Origin of the sequence: Curtobacterium sp. JUb34 (assembly GCF_003755065.1) — a bacterium.
Classification (GTDB): Bacteria; Actinomycetota; Actinomycetes; order Actinomycetales; family Microbacteriaceae; genus Curtobacterium.
Map to the genome: position 1 here is coordinate 569,608 of NZ_RJVH01000003.1, position 14,233 is coordinate 583,840.

Genomic DNA, 14,233 nt, shown 5'->3' on the forward strand with positions numbered 1-14,233 from the left:
GAAGTCCAACCGTTCAGTAGTTAACATGTCAAAGGTTGAACGCTTTGTCGAGCACGTGTTCTCGCTCGCGACCGAGCGCTGGATACGCGGTCTGGGATCTGCAGCGCGACCACGGACGGACGGGAGGCCCGGTGCCAGCTGGTGCCGGGGCTTGCTCCGTCATCGCCCGTCACGGTGCGTCTGCGATCGGATCACCGGGGTGACGTGGACCCGCGCCAGGCGTGTTCGCATCCCCGGGCCCTAGTGTGGCGGCAAGCGGCCTTCGACTGCTGGAGCAGGGCACGACCGGCCACTTCTGATCACAGCATCTGGAGTGACCCCGTGGGCGCCGATCGCGAACGACGACTGTTGCAGATGATCATCGCGCTGGTCGGCAGTGCCACCGGTTCAGGGGACCTCAGCGGGCGGCTGCAGCATCTGGCGGACGAGTCGGCGGCGTTGTTCGACGTCCACGCTGCCGGGCTGATGTTGTTCGGCTCGGACCACCGGTTGCAGATCACCGCCTCGGTGGGACACCACAGCGGACTGCTCGAGCTCCTGCAGCTCGAAGTCGGCGACGGGCCCTGTCTCGAGGCAGCGCGGACCGGGAGCGTGGTCTCGATCCCCGACGTCCGACTGGCCGAGCCGCGATGGCCGCACTTCTGCCGGGCTGCGGCTGACGCCGGGTACACGGCTGTCCACTCGATCCCGCTGCGGCTCCGGACGACCGTCATCGGATCGCTCAACCTGTTCAGCGAGTCCGCCGGCGCGTTCGACGAGGACGACCTCGTCGCCGCCCGAGCGCTCGCCGACATCGCTGCGATCTCGCTCCTGCAGCAGCGCTCCATCGACGACGCGGTGACGACGCAGGGGCAGCTGCAAGCAGCGCTCGACAGCCGCACGGTGATCGAGCAGGCGAAGGGGTGGATCGCGAACCGCAACGGGGTGGACACCGCGACCGCGTTCTCCCTGCTGCGCGACCACGCGCGGCGGAACCAGCTCCCGCTCGCCGAGGTCGCCCTCGCCGTCCTCGCCGGACGGACCACCCTCGGCTAGTCGTACTCGGCCACGCGCCCGGCGTCGACGGCTCCGCTCGTTTCCGCTTCGGTCGCCCCGGAGCGTCGCCATGTGGATCAAGACGTGGCTGCGGTCGAAGCGGCCACGGCCACGGACGTTTCGGGCACCGCCCCACCCCAGCCGTTGAACCCGCCGAACACGACGTTCACCGGGACGGCCTGCGCCCGGTCGGCCACGTACTGAAATACGCCCCCCGGACGCCCGAGCCACAGCGCACGCGCCGGCGTCGCGGTCGTCGCCACTGTCCGGAGCTCCACCACGTACTGCCCGGAGGGGATCTGGAACTGCGCCGTCTGCTCGCTGTCGAGCAGCGTCGAGAACCGGGTCGAGAACGACGCCCCGGTCGTCGTGTCCGTCACCGTCACCCTCGCGCCACTGAGCTGCGCCGAGGGGGCGCGGGACGACGTGGCCGCGAAGACGACCAGGTCGTAGTCACTGTGCGCGTAGTGCCTCGACAACGTCACCTGCGAAGCAGGGAGGGTCCCACGCTGCTGGTACACCCGGGTCTTCCAGACTGCGGGCGACGCCGTTCCGCTGGCGTACGCCTCGATGCGGTACTTCCCGGTGCTCAACCCGACGAACCGGTACTGGCCCGTTTCGTCCGAAGTCGTCCGGAACACCTGCGAGGTGTCCTCGTTCCAGGCGTACATCAGGCGCCCAGCGGCGGGCCCCGTGGGGCCGACCACACCGCCCTGCACGGTGGCACCGATCACGAGCGGCACGGTGACCGCGACCGTCGAACCGCCGCGGACGGCGATGTCCGAGCGGAGTCCGGGTGCGTAGGTCGCCGTTCCGTGCGGCGGGAGCTGCCGCGTCGTCACCGTGACGGTGTCCGGTGCGGGGATGCCGGTGAACGTCGCGATGCCGTCATCGTCGGTGGTGGCGTTCCCGACGACGACGTCGGTGCCGATAGCCGCGAGCTCGACGTCCGCCAGCCGGATCGCTGTGCCGTCCGGCGCTGCGAGCTGCACGGTGATCGTTCCCGACCCGGCCGCAGCCGCTGGCGGCGCCAGCCCGACCATCGCGGCTGCGGCAAGCGCCACGACCAGTGTCGTCCCCGTGATCAGTCGCATCGCGTTCCCCGCTCACCAGTCGTACCTTGCGGGGGACTGTACGCGTCGGGCGGGCGGTGGGGAAGGCTCGTCCGGTGGTCGCCGCACCCGAGCGTGGCCTCGGGAGCAGGTCCGGTCGACGATCGCCTACCGGCGCATCCGGTCTGTCGAGTACTCGGGGGTGGCGTACCTCCCACCTTGCGGCACGTCCGGGTCCATGAGCTCCCGCGTGCTCCATGCGGCCGCGTCGTCCTGCGGGAAGAAACCGACGGCTTCCCCGGACCGGAGGTCCCACCAGCCATCGGTGTTCGCGGAGACGGCGTAGAACACTGCGGTGTGTTCGGTCGTCGTCATCGCTGCGACGAAGGCGCGGATCGCGTCAGAGGGGCTGAGCCACGTCCGCTGCTCTCGAGCGGACGACGGCTGCTCCTCGTAACTGCCGATGCGCAACGAGATGGTGCTCATCCCGAACTTGTCCGCGTACAGCCGACAGAGCGCTTCCCCCGCGGCCTTCGACACCCCGTAGAAACCGTCAGGTCGCGGCGGTATGTCGGGCGTTACGTGGTCACCCGCGGTGTACGAGCCCGTCAAGCGATTGCTGCTCGCGTACACGACCCGTCGTACCCCGGCCCGCCGGGCGGCCTCGAGCACGTGGTAGGTCCCGAGGATGTTGGCCTCGGCCAGGTCGTGGAAGTCGGCCTCGTCGGCGATGCCACCGAGATGGACCACGCCGTCCGCTCCGGCGAAGAGCTCCACCAGGTTCTCCAGGTCGGCGAGGTCGACCTCTGCGACGGACTCGTGTGGGGCGCTGGAGGTGATCGGACGAATGTCGGTGGAGACGAGGACCGCGTGACGCTCCAACAGTGCCGACCGGAGTGCAGACCCGATGTTCCCGGCAGCACCGGTGATGACCCAACGGCTTCCGGCGATGCTCGACATCGTGCGATCGTACTGGCCGAACTGCCTGGCGAAGTCCTGACGACGGACCATCAGTCCAGCCCGCAACGGCGAACCGGACTAACTCGCCCGGGTCTCCGGTGACTGGATGCCTGCGAGTTCGAGGGCCCGGAGGTAGCTGGTGATGGCGTCCCGGTTGTGCACCAGGAAGTCGATCTTCTCGGTCATCCGGTCGCGTTCGGTCTCGAGCAGGGCGAACAACCCGGGCTCGGCGTTCTCGACGACGATCGTCTGGGGTTGCCCGAGGCAGGGGAGGATGTCCGACACGATGCGTGTGGGGATGCCCGCGTCGATCAGGCCCTTGATCTTGCCCACGCGATCGATCAAGTACTCGTCGTACTCCCGGTACCCGTTGTCCAGACGCCTCGGAGTGATCAGGCCCTGCTCCTCGTAGTAGCGGAGCATGCGAGACGGCACGCCCGTTCGCTTCGACAGCTCTCCGATGCGCACGCGTCCTCCTCGGGCGACTTGACCTTCACACTAATGAGAAGGTTGATCCTAGTGGGATGTCTGTTGCAGAAGAAGACCACCTGACGATCGGGATCATCGGTGCAGGGTCGATCGGCTCCACCATCGCCCGACGCCTGAGCCGGCAGGGTCACGACGTGATGATCGCCAACTCGCGCGGCCCCGAGACGATCGACGAGGCAGCGCTGCGTACCGGAGCCAGGGCAGTCGCCGCGGCCGAGGTCGCGCATGGAGTCGACGTCCTGATCGTCTCGGTCCCGATGAACCGCAACGCCGACATCGCCGAGTACGTCCGATCCGCTCCGGAAGGCGCAGTCGTCATCGACACCTCGAACTACTACCCGATGCGCGACGGTTCGGTGCGCGCTTTCGAGGAGGGCGTCCCCGAGAGCGTGTGGCTGTCGGAACTGTTCGGACGCCCCGTCGTGAAGGCGTGGAACGCGATCACCTCGCAGTCCTTCGATGCGAAGGCCTCCGAGCCCGGCGACCCGCGCCGCGTGGCGATCCCCGTGGCGGCCGACCGTGACGCCGATCGTGCCCTCGCGATGCAGTTGGTGGAGCAGACCGGCTTCGACGCCGTCGACGCCGGCGTCCTCGCCGAGTCGTGGCGTCAGCAGCCTGGTTCCCCCGTCTACTGCACCGACCGCACGCGCGCCGAGATGCCGGACTGGCTCGCCGCCGCCGAGAAGGAGCGCGTGCCGAAGCGCCGCGACCTGGCGATGGAGGTCATCGGCGACTACGTCCGAGGCGGTGGTGACGCCACGGAGGGGCGATTCCTCGTGGCGATCAACCGCGCGTCCTACAGCTGACGCCCGCTTCCGTGTACAGCGGTGTGCGACCCGTGGTGTCGTGTGCACTACTGTCGTCGGCAGAGGGAAAAAGCCCGCGCTGCTCCGGCAGGCGGGACCGCACACGCGTCTCACGGGAGTCGCCACTTCTTCATCGAAGGAGTGCGCCCGTGTCCGACCCCATCGCCCGCCCGCCGTTTGACCCCGAACTCGCGACCTTCCTGACGGCGCTCGAGGCCCGCGGTCCGTTCACCCTCACCGCGGAGATGCTGCCCCGCATGCGACAGCTCGACGTGCCCGAGGACGTCGTCGACGAGCGCCTGCGTTCCCGCGGGTACCAGCGGCGGAGCGTCACGGTGCCGGGGCACCTCGGCGACCCGATCGACCTCGCGATCATCGACCGTGTCGAGCGCAGCGGAACGACAGCGGCCGTCTTCTCGATCCACGGCGGGGGCATGGTGTTCGGTCACCACCTCGGGAACCTCGACTCGTTCGACGACTGGCTGCTCGACCACGACGTGGTCCTCGTCAGCGTCGACTACCGCCTCGCACCCGAGTACCCCGATCCGTACCCGGTGGAGGACTGCTACGCCGGTCTCGTCTGGGTGGCGGCGCACGCCGACGAGCTCGGCATCGACCCGGCACGGATCGTCATCGCGGGGCAGAGCGCCGGCGGCGGACTCGCCGTGGGGACAGCCCTGCTCGCCCGTGACCGGCAGGGTCCCGACCTGATGGCGCAGATCCTCGTGTCACCCATGCTCGACGACCGTGACGAGACCGTCTCGACCCAGCAGATCGACGGCGTCGGGGTCGCCGACCGTCAGATGAACCGCTTCGCGTGGGACGCCTACCTCGGGGCACGCCGTGCCACGGCGGACGTCTCGGAGTACGCCGCTCCGGCTTGTGCCGCAGACCTGTCGGCGTTGCCGCGCACCTACATCGACTGCGGCAGTGCTGAGGTCTTCCGCGACGAGGACGTCGCCTTCGCGAGCCGCCTCTGGGCAGCGGGGGTCGACGCGGAGCTCCACGTCTGGCCCGGAGCCTTCCACGGGTTCACGAGCATGGTGCCCGACGCCGCGATCTCGCGGACCGCGACCGCCGCCCTCGCGGACTGGACCCGACGACTGCTCGGCGATTCTTCGCCGATCAGTCGCGCAGCCGGGCGCCAGGACGGCCCCGTGACGGGGCTGTCTCGGTAGACGTCCCCACGAGGGACGGGAGGCCCGGTGCCAGCTGGCACCGTCCCTGCCGGCACGGCCGTCACCCCGCTGGCGCGGTGCGCCGGTACCGGCGGGTGGGGCCCACCTCCCGTCAGGGCGGGTGTCACGGCGCGACCAGCGGACCATGGCGCCCGCCTCACTCGGGGCTGCGCAGGTCCTTCACATCACCGTCCGAGCACTTCGAGACACCGGTGATGCTGTACCGCTGCGGGTACGCGTTGAAGCCGATCGAGGTGACGGGCCCGTCCGCGCCCCGGATGCCGGTGAGCGGGTCCGAGCCGCCGCTCTCGAACCGCTCCGTCGTGATGCCCTTCGCCTGCCAGAGCTCCTCGACCGTCCGGATGTCGGCGGCGGGGTCAGTGCCGTCGGTGTCGCTCCGCTCCAGGATGTACACGAAACGGGCGCCGTCCCCACCGCCCGACTGGGTGCAGACCTCGGCGGCAGGGCCGCGGTACACGGTCCAGTCACCGCCGACGGCGTCGGCGGATTCCTCAACGATGCTGACGATCGACTGCTTCGCTTCGGACGGATCCGCCGCCTTGCTCCCGGGAGCGTTGCTGCAACCGGCAGCGCTCAGCGCCGCCGTCAGGATGACGGCGGCACCGACGTCGACGCGGCCAGGGATTCGTGCGTTCACGTCTTCAGTGTCCACTGTCGGGGCGACGAGGGACGGGAGGCGCGGTGCCAGCCGGCACCCCGCCTCCCGTCCGCCAGGGGGTCGCGTCCCGGACCCGGTCCGCGCGCGCAGGAGCGCGCTCACGTGGCCGCATCCGCCTCGGAAGCGGCTAGTGGCTGGTCCAGCCGCCGTCGATGACGAGTTCCTCGCCGGTGACGTACTTCGCCTCGTCGGAGGCGAGGTAGACCATGCCGTAGCCGATGTCGGTCGGTTCGCCGACGTGCGGCGGCAGGGGCACCTCGCCGCCGAGCTGCTCGGCCATCGTCTCCTTCGTCATGCCCGCAGCGGCGGCGAGGCCGGTGTAGACGGAACCGGGGTGGATCGAGTTGACGCGGACACCGTCGCCGGCGAACCACTGTGCGGCGTGCTTCGTGAGGGACCGCACGGCGCCCTTCGACGCCGAGTACGCGGCTCCGCCGGCATCGGAGACGCCGCCGACGATCGCGGCGATGGACGACACGTTGACGATCGAGCCGCCGCCCTGCCGCTGCATGTGCGGGATGACCGACTTCATGCCGAGCCACACGCCGGTGGTGTTCACCGCCATGACCGTGTTCCAGTCGTCGAGCTCGGCTTCGAGGATGCCCTTCGCGATGTGGATGCCCGCGTTGTTGACGAGCACGTCGACGCGTCCGTGGTCGGCGACCACCCGTTCGACGACGCCGTTCCACGATTCCGGCGACGTGACGTCGAGCGTGATCGCGGTGGCCCGACCTCCTTCGTCGCGGATCGTGGCCGCTTCCCGCTGCAGTGCCGCTTCGCTGACGTCGGTCATGATGACGGTCGCGCCCTCCCGGGCGAACAGCTGGGCTCCGGCGAGGCCCATGCCGCTCGCTGCGCCGGTGATGATCGCGACCTTGTCGTCGAGTCGTGCCATGTCGTGTCTCCTGCTCTCGTGGTGGGGGTCAGATGCGTTCGGGGCGTCGGATGCTCTCGGCGCCGCCGTCGATGAAGACGATCTGTCCGGTGACGTGCGTGTTCTCGGCGCTGGCGAGCCAGGCCAGGAGCGCTGCAGGGGCTGCGGGTGGTGCGGCCGGACCGTTCAGGGGGGACGGGGCTCCCGCGTCGAGGGCGGCGCGGCCTTCGGCGCTCTCCAGTGCTGCGGCGGTCATCGGCGTCTCGATGACGCCGGGAGCGATGGCGTTCAGTGCGATGCCGGCGCCGGCCCACTCCGGGTCCTTCGCGTGGGTGCGGACCCACTGCGCGATCGCCTTCTTGGTGGTCGAGTAGATGGCGCTGGACCCAGCGGCGTTCGTCGCGGTGCCGATGCGCTCGGCCTCCTGGCGTGCGCCCGGCTCGTCGTCCGCGAGGAGCCGCTCGTACAGGCCCTCGTCGACCTCCTCGAGGGCCGCGAGGGACGCGACGACCACGGCGCGCGGGGCGTCGGAGCCGGCGAGGAGCGGGCGGAGTCCCTCGAGCGTGGCCGTCGCGCCGAAGTAGTTGACCCCGACCGTCACGGGACTCGCCGCGACGAGCCCGGCGACGGCGATCACGCCGTCGACCCGGCCACCGGAGCGCTGCTCGACCTCGTGCACGAGCGCGGTGCGGCCCTCGGCGGTGCTGAGGTCCGCGACGACGTCCGCGTCCTTGATGTCGACACCGATCACGCGGTGCCCGTCGGCTTCGAGTCGTTCTGCGGTGGCCTTGCCGATACCGGAAGCGGCTCCGGTGACCACGTACGTCCTGCTCATGGTGGTTCCTCTCGTCATCGTCGACGTCGGCGCGCGGGAGCGCGCGAGCTCCGCTCGGGCAGCGGAGAAGTCAGGGGTCAGTCGCTGCCGACCAGCCACTCGGGCATGACGGCGACCAGTCGTTCGGCCATCGCGTCCTGTTCGGCGGGAGCGTCGTCGCGCAGCCACGCCGTGAGCATCGCGATCGCACCGCCGGCGATGAACCGGGCGGTGTCCTCGGCGTGGACGGTCCGGGGGACGCGCACGCCGAGCAGTCGGATCGTCGCGAGGACCTGCTGCGCGTACGCGGCGACCACGCTCTCGTGCACCCGCCCGGACAACCGCCAGTCCAGGGACGCCCGGTAGAAGGCGGAACGCGAACCGATGTGCGCGAGCATCCGGCGGTTCGCCGCGACGGCCAGGGTGCGCAGGTCGGCATCGTGGTCGTCCCGTGCCCGGAGGTCGTCGAGCCCGATGTCCCGGAAGGCGTCGACCAGCATCGCGACCGCGAGGTCGTCGAGGTCCGCGAACTGCGCGTAGAACGCGCTCCGGCTCACCCCGGCAGCGCGGGCGATCGCGTTGACGGTGATCTCCGTCGACGCGTCGGCGGCGAGGCCCTCGACGGCGCGGACGATCGCGGCACGGGTCCGGGCTGGACGGGGATCGGTTGCCCGCACGGGCGCGCTGCTCTGCACGGTCCCACCATACGACTTTTCCGACACGTGCGTGGAAAATGCCGGGATGCGCCGTTCACCAACCGGACTCCCGCACATGGCAGGGTGGTCCGGGGCATCGTCGCCCGCAGCCCAGCCAGCCGCGAGCGGAGCACGATGCCACCACCCGACCTGATGGTCGTCACGGACCTCGACGGGACGTTCCTCGACCACCACGACTACTCGTTCGACGCTGCCCTGCCGATGCTCGAGCGCCTGCGCGCGGATGGCGTGCCGGTGGTGTTCTGCAGCAGCAAGACCCAGGCCGAGATCACCGCCCTGCAGCGACGGACCGGTCTGGACGGGCAGGCGTTCGTCGCGGAGAACGGCGCGATCGTCGTGGGACGAGACGGCAACGTGCTCGCGGGACCGCCAGACGGCGAAGTCGCGCGGCTCCGTGCGGATCTCGACCGCATCCGAGCGGATTTGGACCTGCACTTCGCGACGTTCGGCGGCGAGACCGACGCGGTCGTCGCCGCGTGGACCGGACTCGACGTCGTGGCGGCGGCCGCCGCCCGGCAGCGCGAAGCCTCCGAGGTCCTGTTCTGGCACGCCGAGGACGACGACCGCGCCGAGACGTTCCGACGGGCGCTCGCCGCGGCCGGCCTCGACCTCGTGCGGGGGGGCCGCTTCTGGCACGTCCTGCCGGCCGGACGCGACAAGGGCACCGCGGTCCGCCTGCTCGTCGCCGACCACACACGCCGCACCGGCACCGTCCCGCGCACCATCGGGCTCGGCGACGGGCCGAACGACACCGCGCTGCTCGACGCCGTCGACCTGGCGGTCGTCGTGCGCGGCCACGGCCCGGCACCCGGGCCGCTCGCCGACGACCGCCCCGAGCGCGTCCACCGCACGACCGCCCCCGGCCCGCAGGGCTGGGCCGAGGGCCTCACCCGGTTCACCACCCCGTCCGTCAGGAGCCACCGATGAGCGACTTCCACCAGAACGGCGTCATCACGACGTTCCACGACCTCGGCCGCCGCAGCACCGCGAGCATCGAGGACGACCTGCGCGGGTTCGCCGAGAAGCGCCCGATGAGCCTGATCCTGCCGGCGCTGTACTCGGAGCTCGAACGCCCGGCGCTCGCACGGATCGTCGACGAGCTGGCCGAGGCCGACTGGCTCAGCGAGATCGTGATCGGGCTGGACCGCGCCGACCGCGCGCAGTTCGAGCACGCGCGGGAGTTCTTCGCGCGGCTGCCGCAGCGGCACCGCATCCTGTGGAACGACGGGCCGCGCCTGCGGGAGCTCGACGCCGAGCTGGAGCGCGAGGGGCTGGCTCCCGGCGAGCCGGGCAAGGGCCGGAACGTCTGGTACTGCACGGGCTACGCGTTGGCGTCGGAGCGCGCCGAGTGCATCGCGCTGCACGACTGCGACATCACCACGTACGAGCGGGGCATGCTCGCGCGGCTGTTCTACCCGGTGGCGAACCCGGCGTTCGACTACGAGTTCTCGAAGGGCTTCTACGCCCGCGTCGCCGACGGCCGGATCAACGGGCGCGTCGGACGCCTGCTCGTCGGTCCGCTGCTCCGGTCGCTCCGCCAGGTCTACGGCGAGTCCGAGTACCTGGAGTACCTCAGCAGCTTCCGGTACCCGCTGTCGGGCGAGTTCGCGATGCGCGCGCACGTGCTGAACGGGTTGAAGATCCCGGGGGACTGGGGCCTCGAGATCGGCATGCTGTCCGAGGTGTACCGCGACTACGCGACGCGCCAGGTGTGCCAGGTGGAGATCGCCGACGCGTACGACCACAAGCACCAACCCCTCGCCGAGGCCGACGGGACCGGGGGGCTCGCCCGCATGGGGAACGACATCGTGCAGTCGCTGCTGCGGAAGCTCGCGACGATGGGCGTGCCGCTCACCTCGGACTCGTTCCGGGTCCTCAAGGCGACGTACTACCGGAACGCGCTCGACATCGTCGAGGTCTACCGGCACGAGGCGGAGATGAGCGGCCTCGGGTTCGACCAGCACGCGGAAGAAGCCGCCGTCGAGCTCTTCACCAAGGCGATCCTCGACGCCGGTGGCGCGTTCACCGCGCGCCCGAACGACAAGCCGTTCATCCCGAGCTGGAGCCGGGTGCGCTCCGCGGTGCCGGACGTGCTCGACCGGTTGCGGGATGCGGTCGAGGCCGACCAGCAGGACTGATCACGCGCCCTGGGCGCGACCACAGAGCGGACGGGAGGTGGGCCCCACCAGCCGGTACCGGCGCACCGCGCCAGCGGGGTGACGGCCGTGCCTGGAGGGACGGCGAAAGCTGGCCCCGTGCCTCCCGTCCGGCGGTCTGGCGCCGTTCTCAGGCCGCCGGTCCCGGCGCCCAGCCGAGTTGCGGACCCAGGTGCTCGGCGATGTCCGTGATGATCTGCGCGTAGTCGTCCGGCTCGAACGAGAACGGCAGTGCGAAGGCGACCTCGGTGACCGCCTGGTAGCCGGCGTCGGCACGCAACCGGTCCGCGATCTCGGCAGAGGTCCCCACCAGGTCGGCGGCGAAGAGCATCCCCGCGGGTCCCATCGGCACACCCACGCGCCCCGAGCGGCTCTCGACGTAGGCGCGGTAGCGGGCCTCCTGCTCGCGGGTCGCGGTGTCGGTCGGGATGACGACCAGACCCTGCGAGACACGGGCGGAGTCGGGGTCGGGGTGGACGTCGAGGTAGGCGTCGATCTGGGCCCGCTGGTTGGTGGCGAAGTCCGTGCCGTTCTCGCTGCGGGTGACGCTCGACGTCAGCAGGTGGAAGCCGTTCTCGCCAGCCCAGACCGCCGACTTCGTGCTGCCGGTGCCGTACCAGATGCGGTCGGCCAGGCCGTCACTGTGCGGTTGGACGGTGCTCGCGAACTCCTCGATGCCCCGACGTTCGACGGTGTCGGTTCCGGTCACGTGGTCGCCGCGGACCAGGTCGCGGAAGCGCAGGAGCCGGTCGTTGCCCAGGTCCTCGTGCTCGAGGGTGTCGGGGTAGATCGCGTCGCGGTACAGGTCGAAGTTCATCGGGGTGCCGACCGAGAAGCCGGGGTTCAGCCGTCCGCCGAGGAGCACATCGACGGTGCCGAGGTCCTCGGCCAGGCGGAACGGGTTCTCCGCCCCGATCGGCGTGACGGCGGTGCCGAGGTCGATCCGCGAGGTCCGCTGCGACGCGGCGGCCATCACCGCGACGGGGGAGGAGATGCCGTGCTGCAGGTGTCGGTGGCGCAGCCACGCGCTGTCGAAGCCGAGCGCTTCCGCACGCTCGATGACGCGGAGCGTGTCCTCGTGGCCCTCGGACGGTCGGGCGGGGTCGAACGACCCGATCGTCAGGAAGCCGAGCCGGTGCAGGGGAGTTCCGTCGAGGGGCATGGGTCGATCGTGCCAGACCATCGGGTGGCGCGGGGGTCCGGATGGCAGGCTGGATCCGTGCACATCACCCTCGACTCCGCGACCGACATCGTCATCTCCGGCATCCGCTTCCCGGAGGGCAACCGCTGGCACGAGGGGCGGCTCTGGTACTCCGACATGCACACCGGCCAGGTGTTCTCGGTCGACCCTGCCTCGACCGACGGCCCCCGGCTCGAGGCCACCGTCGACGGGCAGTCGTCGGGGCTCGGGTGGCTCGCCGACGGCCGGCTCATCGTCAGCTCGATGGAGTCCCGCACGGTCGTCGCCGTCGCCGTCGCCGTCGACGATCGTGGAGAGGCGTCGGTGTTCGCTGACCTGTCCGTCCAGGAGTCGTCGCTCCTGAACGACCTGGTCGTCGACGAGGCGACCGGTCGGACCTACATCGGGGCCTTCGGCTACGACCTCTACGGCGGCGAGGAGCTCCGCCCCGGACCGCTGTACGTGATCGAGCAGGACGGCTCGTTCCGTCTCGCCGCCGAGGGGCTGGTGTTCCCGAACAGCGCGAACGTCCTGCCCGGCACCCGGACCCTGGTGGTGAGTGAGACGTGGGGCGGCCGGCTCACCGCGTTCGACATCGAGCCCGATGGTTCGCTGACCGGACGGCGCGAGTGGGCAGCGCTGCCCGGGGGCGTGACGCCGGACGGCAGCACGGTCGACCGCGACGGCGCCGTCTGGGTCTGCTCCGTCGACACGGGCGAGTTCCTCCGGGTCCTCGAGGGCGGCGAGGTCACGGACCGGATCGACGCACCCGGCGAGTGCGCGATCGACTGTGCGCTCGGTGGCGAGGACGGTCGCACCCTCTACCTGGCGACCGCCGACAGCTACGACCCGGCCGTGACGGCGCAGACGCGCTCCGGTCGGATCAGCGCGGTGCGGGTGGCCGTGCCGGGTTGGTGAGCGCGCTCGAGGTTCCAGAATCTCGGCATCTCACGCGCGGCGGAGCCTGCCCGTGGAACCTCGGCGACATGCACGCGGCAGGTCATGGAACCTCGGGGAGGTGCCCCGGGCGTGGCTGGCGCGAGCGTGCGCCGCGGCCGGCCGACCACGTCGTCACGAGGGCCGCGATGCCCATTGCGATGCCGATGACGCCAGCGCCGAGGCACAGGGGCATCAGCAGCCCGAGGCCGATGTTGGCGCCGCCACCCTCCGGCCCGTAGTTCGCGTCGAACATCACGGCACCGACGCCGAGGAACCCGATGGCCAGACCGATCGTGCTGATCAGGTGGAACGTGCGCGCGGTGGTCATGATCGAGCCCTTCGTCGATGTGGTCGACGAATCCTCGCACGACCCCGTAACGACGTATTCCTGCCCCGGCATCCGACCCACATTCGACGCGCGTCGTGCTGCTCCGATGCCACGATGGTGCTGTGACCGAGACCCCCGAGCCCGCTCTCGTCCCCGAACTCCTCGTCGCCGACCTGGACCGGAGCCTCGCGTTCTGGTGCGGCCTGTGCGGCTTCGAGATCCGCTACGCCCGGCCCGAGGAGCGCTTCGCGTACGTCGCCCTCGGCACCGCCCACCTCATGCTCGAACAGGCCGGGGTCGGCCGGAACTGGATCACCGGTCCGCTCGATCGACCGCTCGGCCGGGGCGTGAACTTCCAGGTCACCGTGCCCGACAGCCGTGCGCTGTCCGAGTCCCTGCTCCGTGCCGGCACGGAGCTCTTCATGCAGCCCGAGACGAAGTGGTACGACGTCGGGACCGAGCAGGCGGGCGTCGACCAGTTCCTCGTGCAGGACCCGGACGGGTACCTGGTGCGGTTCCAGTCCTCGGCGGGACGGCGCCCACCGGCCGATTGAACTCGTAGGATCGGCTGTGCCTTCCATCCAGATCGAGAGCCCTCGGAGCGACGACGTCCGCAGCCTGCTCCGCCAGGGGGATGCCTTCGCCCTGGCGTTGTACCCGGCCGAGAACTACCACGGCCTCGACGTCGACGCCCTGGAAGCCGACGGGGTCTCGCTGTTCGTCGCCCGCGAGCACGACGTGGCCGTCGGCACGGCGGCGATCGTTGATCGGCGCGACGGATCCGGCGAGATCAAGCGGATGTTCGTCACCGACGACGCCCGAGGACTCGGGGTCGGCCGAGCCCTGCTCCAGGCGCTCGAAGCCCATGCACGTGACGTGGGCATCTCGACGCTGCAACTGGAGACCGGCCTGCCGCAGGTCGCGGCGATCGCCCTGTACGAGAAGCTCGGGTACCGCCAGGTCCCGCGGTTCGCGCCGTACACCGACGACCCGACGAGCTACTGCATGGAGAAGCACCTCTGAGGCT

General features: G+C 70.6%; 16 protein-coding genes and 1 pseudogene. 8 read left to right on the forward strand and 9 right to left on the reverse strand.

The window, feature by feature from the left end:
* The first annotated feature begins 321 nt into the window (after positions 1-321).
* Positions 322-1,035: a GAF and ANTAR domain-containing protein gene (locus EDF63_RS13870; RefSeq protein WP_148061789.1), complete on the forward strand. Its 714-nt coding sequence runs from the start codon at positions 322-324 to the stop codon at positions 1,033-1,035.
* A 77-nt stretch (positions 1,036-1,112) separates the two neighbouring features.
* Here EDF63_RS13870 and EDF63_RS13875 read toward each other — a convergent pair whose 3' ends face one another.
* The 3 genes from EDF63_RS13875 to EDF63_RS13885 form a co-directional block, all read right to left on the reverse strand.
* Positions 1,113-2,129 (reverse strand): carboxypeptidase-like regulatory domain-containing protein, encoded by a 1,017-nt coding sequence (locus EDF63_RS13875; protein WP_123313570.1) that lies wholly within the window; start codon positions 2,127-2,129, stop codon positions 1,113-1,115.
* A gap of 126 nt (positions 2,130-2,255) precedes the next feature.
* Positions 2,256-3,047: an NAD(P)-dependent oxidoreductase gene (locus EDF63_RS13880; protein WP_123313662.1), complete on the reverse strand. Its 792-nt coding sequence runs from the start codon at positions 3,045-3,047 to the stop codon at positions 2,256-2,258.
* A 78-nt stretch (positions 3,048-3,125) separates the two neighbouring features.
* Positions 3,126-3,515: a MerR family transcriptional regulator gene (locus EDF63_RS13885; protein WP_123313571.1), complete on the reverse strand. Its 390-nt coding sequence runs from the start codon at positions 3,513-3,515 to the stop codon at positions 3,126-3,128.
* 50 nt (positions 3,516-3,565) lie between these two features.
* Here EDF63_RS13885 and EDF63_RS13890 point away from each other — a divergent pair.
* Both EDF63_RS13890 and EDF63_RS13895 read left to right on the forward strand, forming a co-directional pair.
* Positions 3,566-4,342 (forward strand): annotated as a pseudogene (locus EDF63_RS13890) (NADPH-dependent F420 reductase); the annotation flags it as partial.
* Between the two features lie 149 nt (positions 4,343-4,491).
* A complete protein-coding gene (locus EDF63_RS13895; RefSeq protein ID WP_123313573.1) occupies positions 4,492-5,520 on the forward strand; it encodes an alpha/beta hydrolase in 1,029 nt (342 codons plus the stop codon).
* Positions 5,521-5,677: 157 nt separating this feature from the next.
* Here the strand turns inward: EDF63_RS13895 and EDF63_RS13900 are convergent, their stop codons facing one another.
* The 4 genes from EDF63_RS13900 to EDF63_RS13915 all read right to left on the reverse strand — a co-directional run bounded on the left by EDF63_RS13900 (position 5,678) and on the right by EDF63_RS13915 (position 8,582).
* On the reverse strand, positions 5,678-6,178 hold the full coding sequence (locus EDF63_RS13900; protein WP_123313574.1) for a hypothetical protein: 501 nt from the start codon (positions 6,176-6,178) through the stop codon (positions 5,678-5,680).
* Positions 6,179-6,326: 148 nt separating this feature from the next.
* Complete coding sequence (locus tag EDF63_RS13905; protein ID WP_123313575.1) at positions 6,327-7,094, reverse strand: SDR family NAD(P)-dependent oxidoreductase; 768 nt, start codon at positions 7,092-7,094, stop codon at positions 6,327-6,329.
* A gap of 28 nt (positions 7,095-7,122) precedes the next feature.
* Positions 7,123-7,908 carry an SDR family oxidoreductase gene (locus EDF63_RS13910; protein ID WP_123313576.1) on the reverse strand — a complete coding sequence of 262 codons (786 nt, stop codon included), beginning with the start codon at positions 7,906-7,908 and terminating at the stop codon, positions 7,123-7,125.
* A gap of 77 nt (positions 7,909-7,985) precedes the next feature.
* Positions 7,986-8,582: a TetR/AcrR family transcriptional regulator gene (locus tag EDF63_RS13915; protein ID WP_185021428.1), complete on the reverse strand. Its 597-nt coding sequence runs from the start codon at positions 8,580-8,582 to the stop codon at positions 7,986-7,988.
* 135 nt (positions 8,583-8,717) lie between these two features.
* Between EDF63_RS13915 and EDF63_RS13920 the strand changes: the two genes are divergently transcribed.
* Both EDF63_RS13920 and EDF63_RS13925 read left to right on the forward strand, forming a co-directional pair.
* Entirely contained in the window at positions 8,718-9,530 is an 813-nt protein-coding gene (locus EDF63_RS13920; protein WP_123313663.1) for an HAD-IIB family hydrolase, read from the forward strand.
* A complete protein-coding gene (locus EDF63_RS13925; RefSeq protein WP_123313578.1) occupies positions 9,527-10,741 on the forward strand; it encodes a glycosyl transferase in 1,215 nt (404 codons plus the stop codon). The genes EDF63_RS13920 and EDF63_RS13925 overlap by 4 nt, the downstream gene beginning before the upstream one ends.
* A 148-nt stretch (positions 10,742-10,889) precedes the next feature.
* Here the strand turns inward: EDF63_RS13925 and EDF63_RS13930 are convergent, their stop codons facing one another.
* Positions 10,890-11,921: an LLM class flavin-dependent oxidoreductase gene (locus EDF63_RS13930; RefSeq protein ID WP_123313579.1), complete on the reverse strand. Its 1,032-nt coding sequence runs from the start codon at positions 11,919-11,921 to the stop codon at positions 10,890-10,892.
* Positions 11,922-11,978: 57 nt separating this feature from the next.
* Between EDF63_RS13930 and EDF63_RS13935 the strand changes: the two genes are divergently transcribed.
* The gene (locus tag EDF63_RS13935; protein ID WP_185021429.1) at positions 11,979-12,857 is read left to right on the forward strand and encodes an SMP-30/gluconolactonase/LRE family protein; all 879 of its coding nucleotides are present in this window, start codon (positions 11,979-11,981) and stop codon (positions 12,855-12,857) included.
* An 82-nt stretch (positions 12,858-12,939) separates the two neighbouring features.
* Here the strand turns inward: EDF63_RS13935 and EDF63_RS13940 are convergent, their stop codons facing one another.
* Positions 12,940-13,206 carry a hypothetical protein gene (locus EDF63_RS13940; RefSeq protein WP_123313581.1) on the reverse strand — a complete coding sequence of 89 codons (267 nt, stop codon included), beginning with the start codon at positions 13,204-13,206 and terminating at the stop codon, positions 12,940-12,942.
* 122 nt (positions 13,207-13,328) lie between these two features.
* On the opposite strand from EDF63_RS13940, the gene EDF63_RS13945 reads away from it, so the two are divergent.
* Complete coding sequence (locus tag EDF63_RS13945; protein ID WP_123313582.1) at positions 13,329-13,760, forward strand: VOC family protein; 432 nt, start codon at positions 13,329-13,331, stop codon at positions 13,758-13,760.
* 16 nt (positions 13,761-13,776) lie between these two features.
* Entirely contained in the window at positions 13,777-14,229 is a 453-nt protein-coding gene (locus EDF63_RS13950; protein ID WP_123313583.1) for a GNAT family N-acetyltransferase, read from the forward strand.
* Positions 14,230-14,233 lie beyond the last annotated feature (4 nt).

What these genes read in the sequence shown, in the direction of transcription:
- EDF63_RS13875 (WP_123313570.1), bottom strand. Translation starts at nt 2,129, where the DNA reads ATGCGACTGATCACGGGGACGACACTGGTCGTGGCGCTTGCCGCAGCC.
- EDF63_RS13880 (WP_123313662.1), bottom strand. Translation starts at nt 3,047, where the DNA reads ATGTCGAGCATCGCCGGAAGCCGTTGGGTCATCACCGGTGCTGCCGGG.
- EDF63_RS13905 (WP_123313575.1), bottom strand. Translation starts at nt 7,094, where the DNA reads ATGGCACGACTCGACGACAAGGTCGCGATCATCACCGGCGCAGCGAGC.
- EDF63_RS13910 (WP_123313576.1), bottom strand. Translation starts at nt 7,908, where the DNA reads ATGAGCAGGACGTACGTGGTCACCGGAGCCGCTTCCGGTATCGGCAAG.
- EDF63_RS13920 (WP_123313663.1), top strand. Translation starts at nt 8,718, where the DNA reads ATGCCACCACCCGACCTGATGGTCGTCACGGACCTCGACGGGACGTTC.
- EDF63_RS13925 (WP_123313578.1), top strand. Translation starts at nt 9,527, where the DNA reads ATGAGCGACTTCCACCAGAACGGCGTCATCACGACGTTCCACGACCTC.
- EDF63_RS13930 (WP_123313579.1), bottom strand. Translation starts at nt 11,921, where the DNA reads ATGCCCCTCGACGGAACTCCCCTGCACCGGCTCGGCTTCCTGACGATC.
- EDF63_RS13940 (WP_123313581.1), bottom strand. Translation starts at nt 13,206, where the DNA reads ATGACCACCGCGCGCACGTTCCACCTGATCAGCACGATCGGTCTGGCC.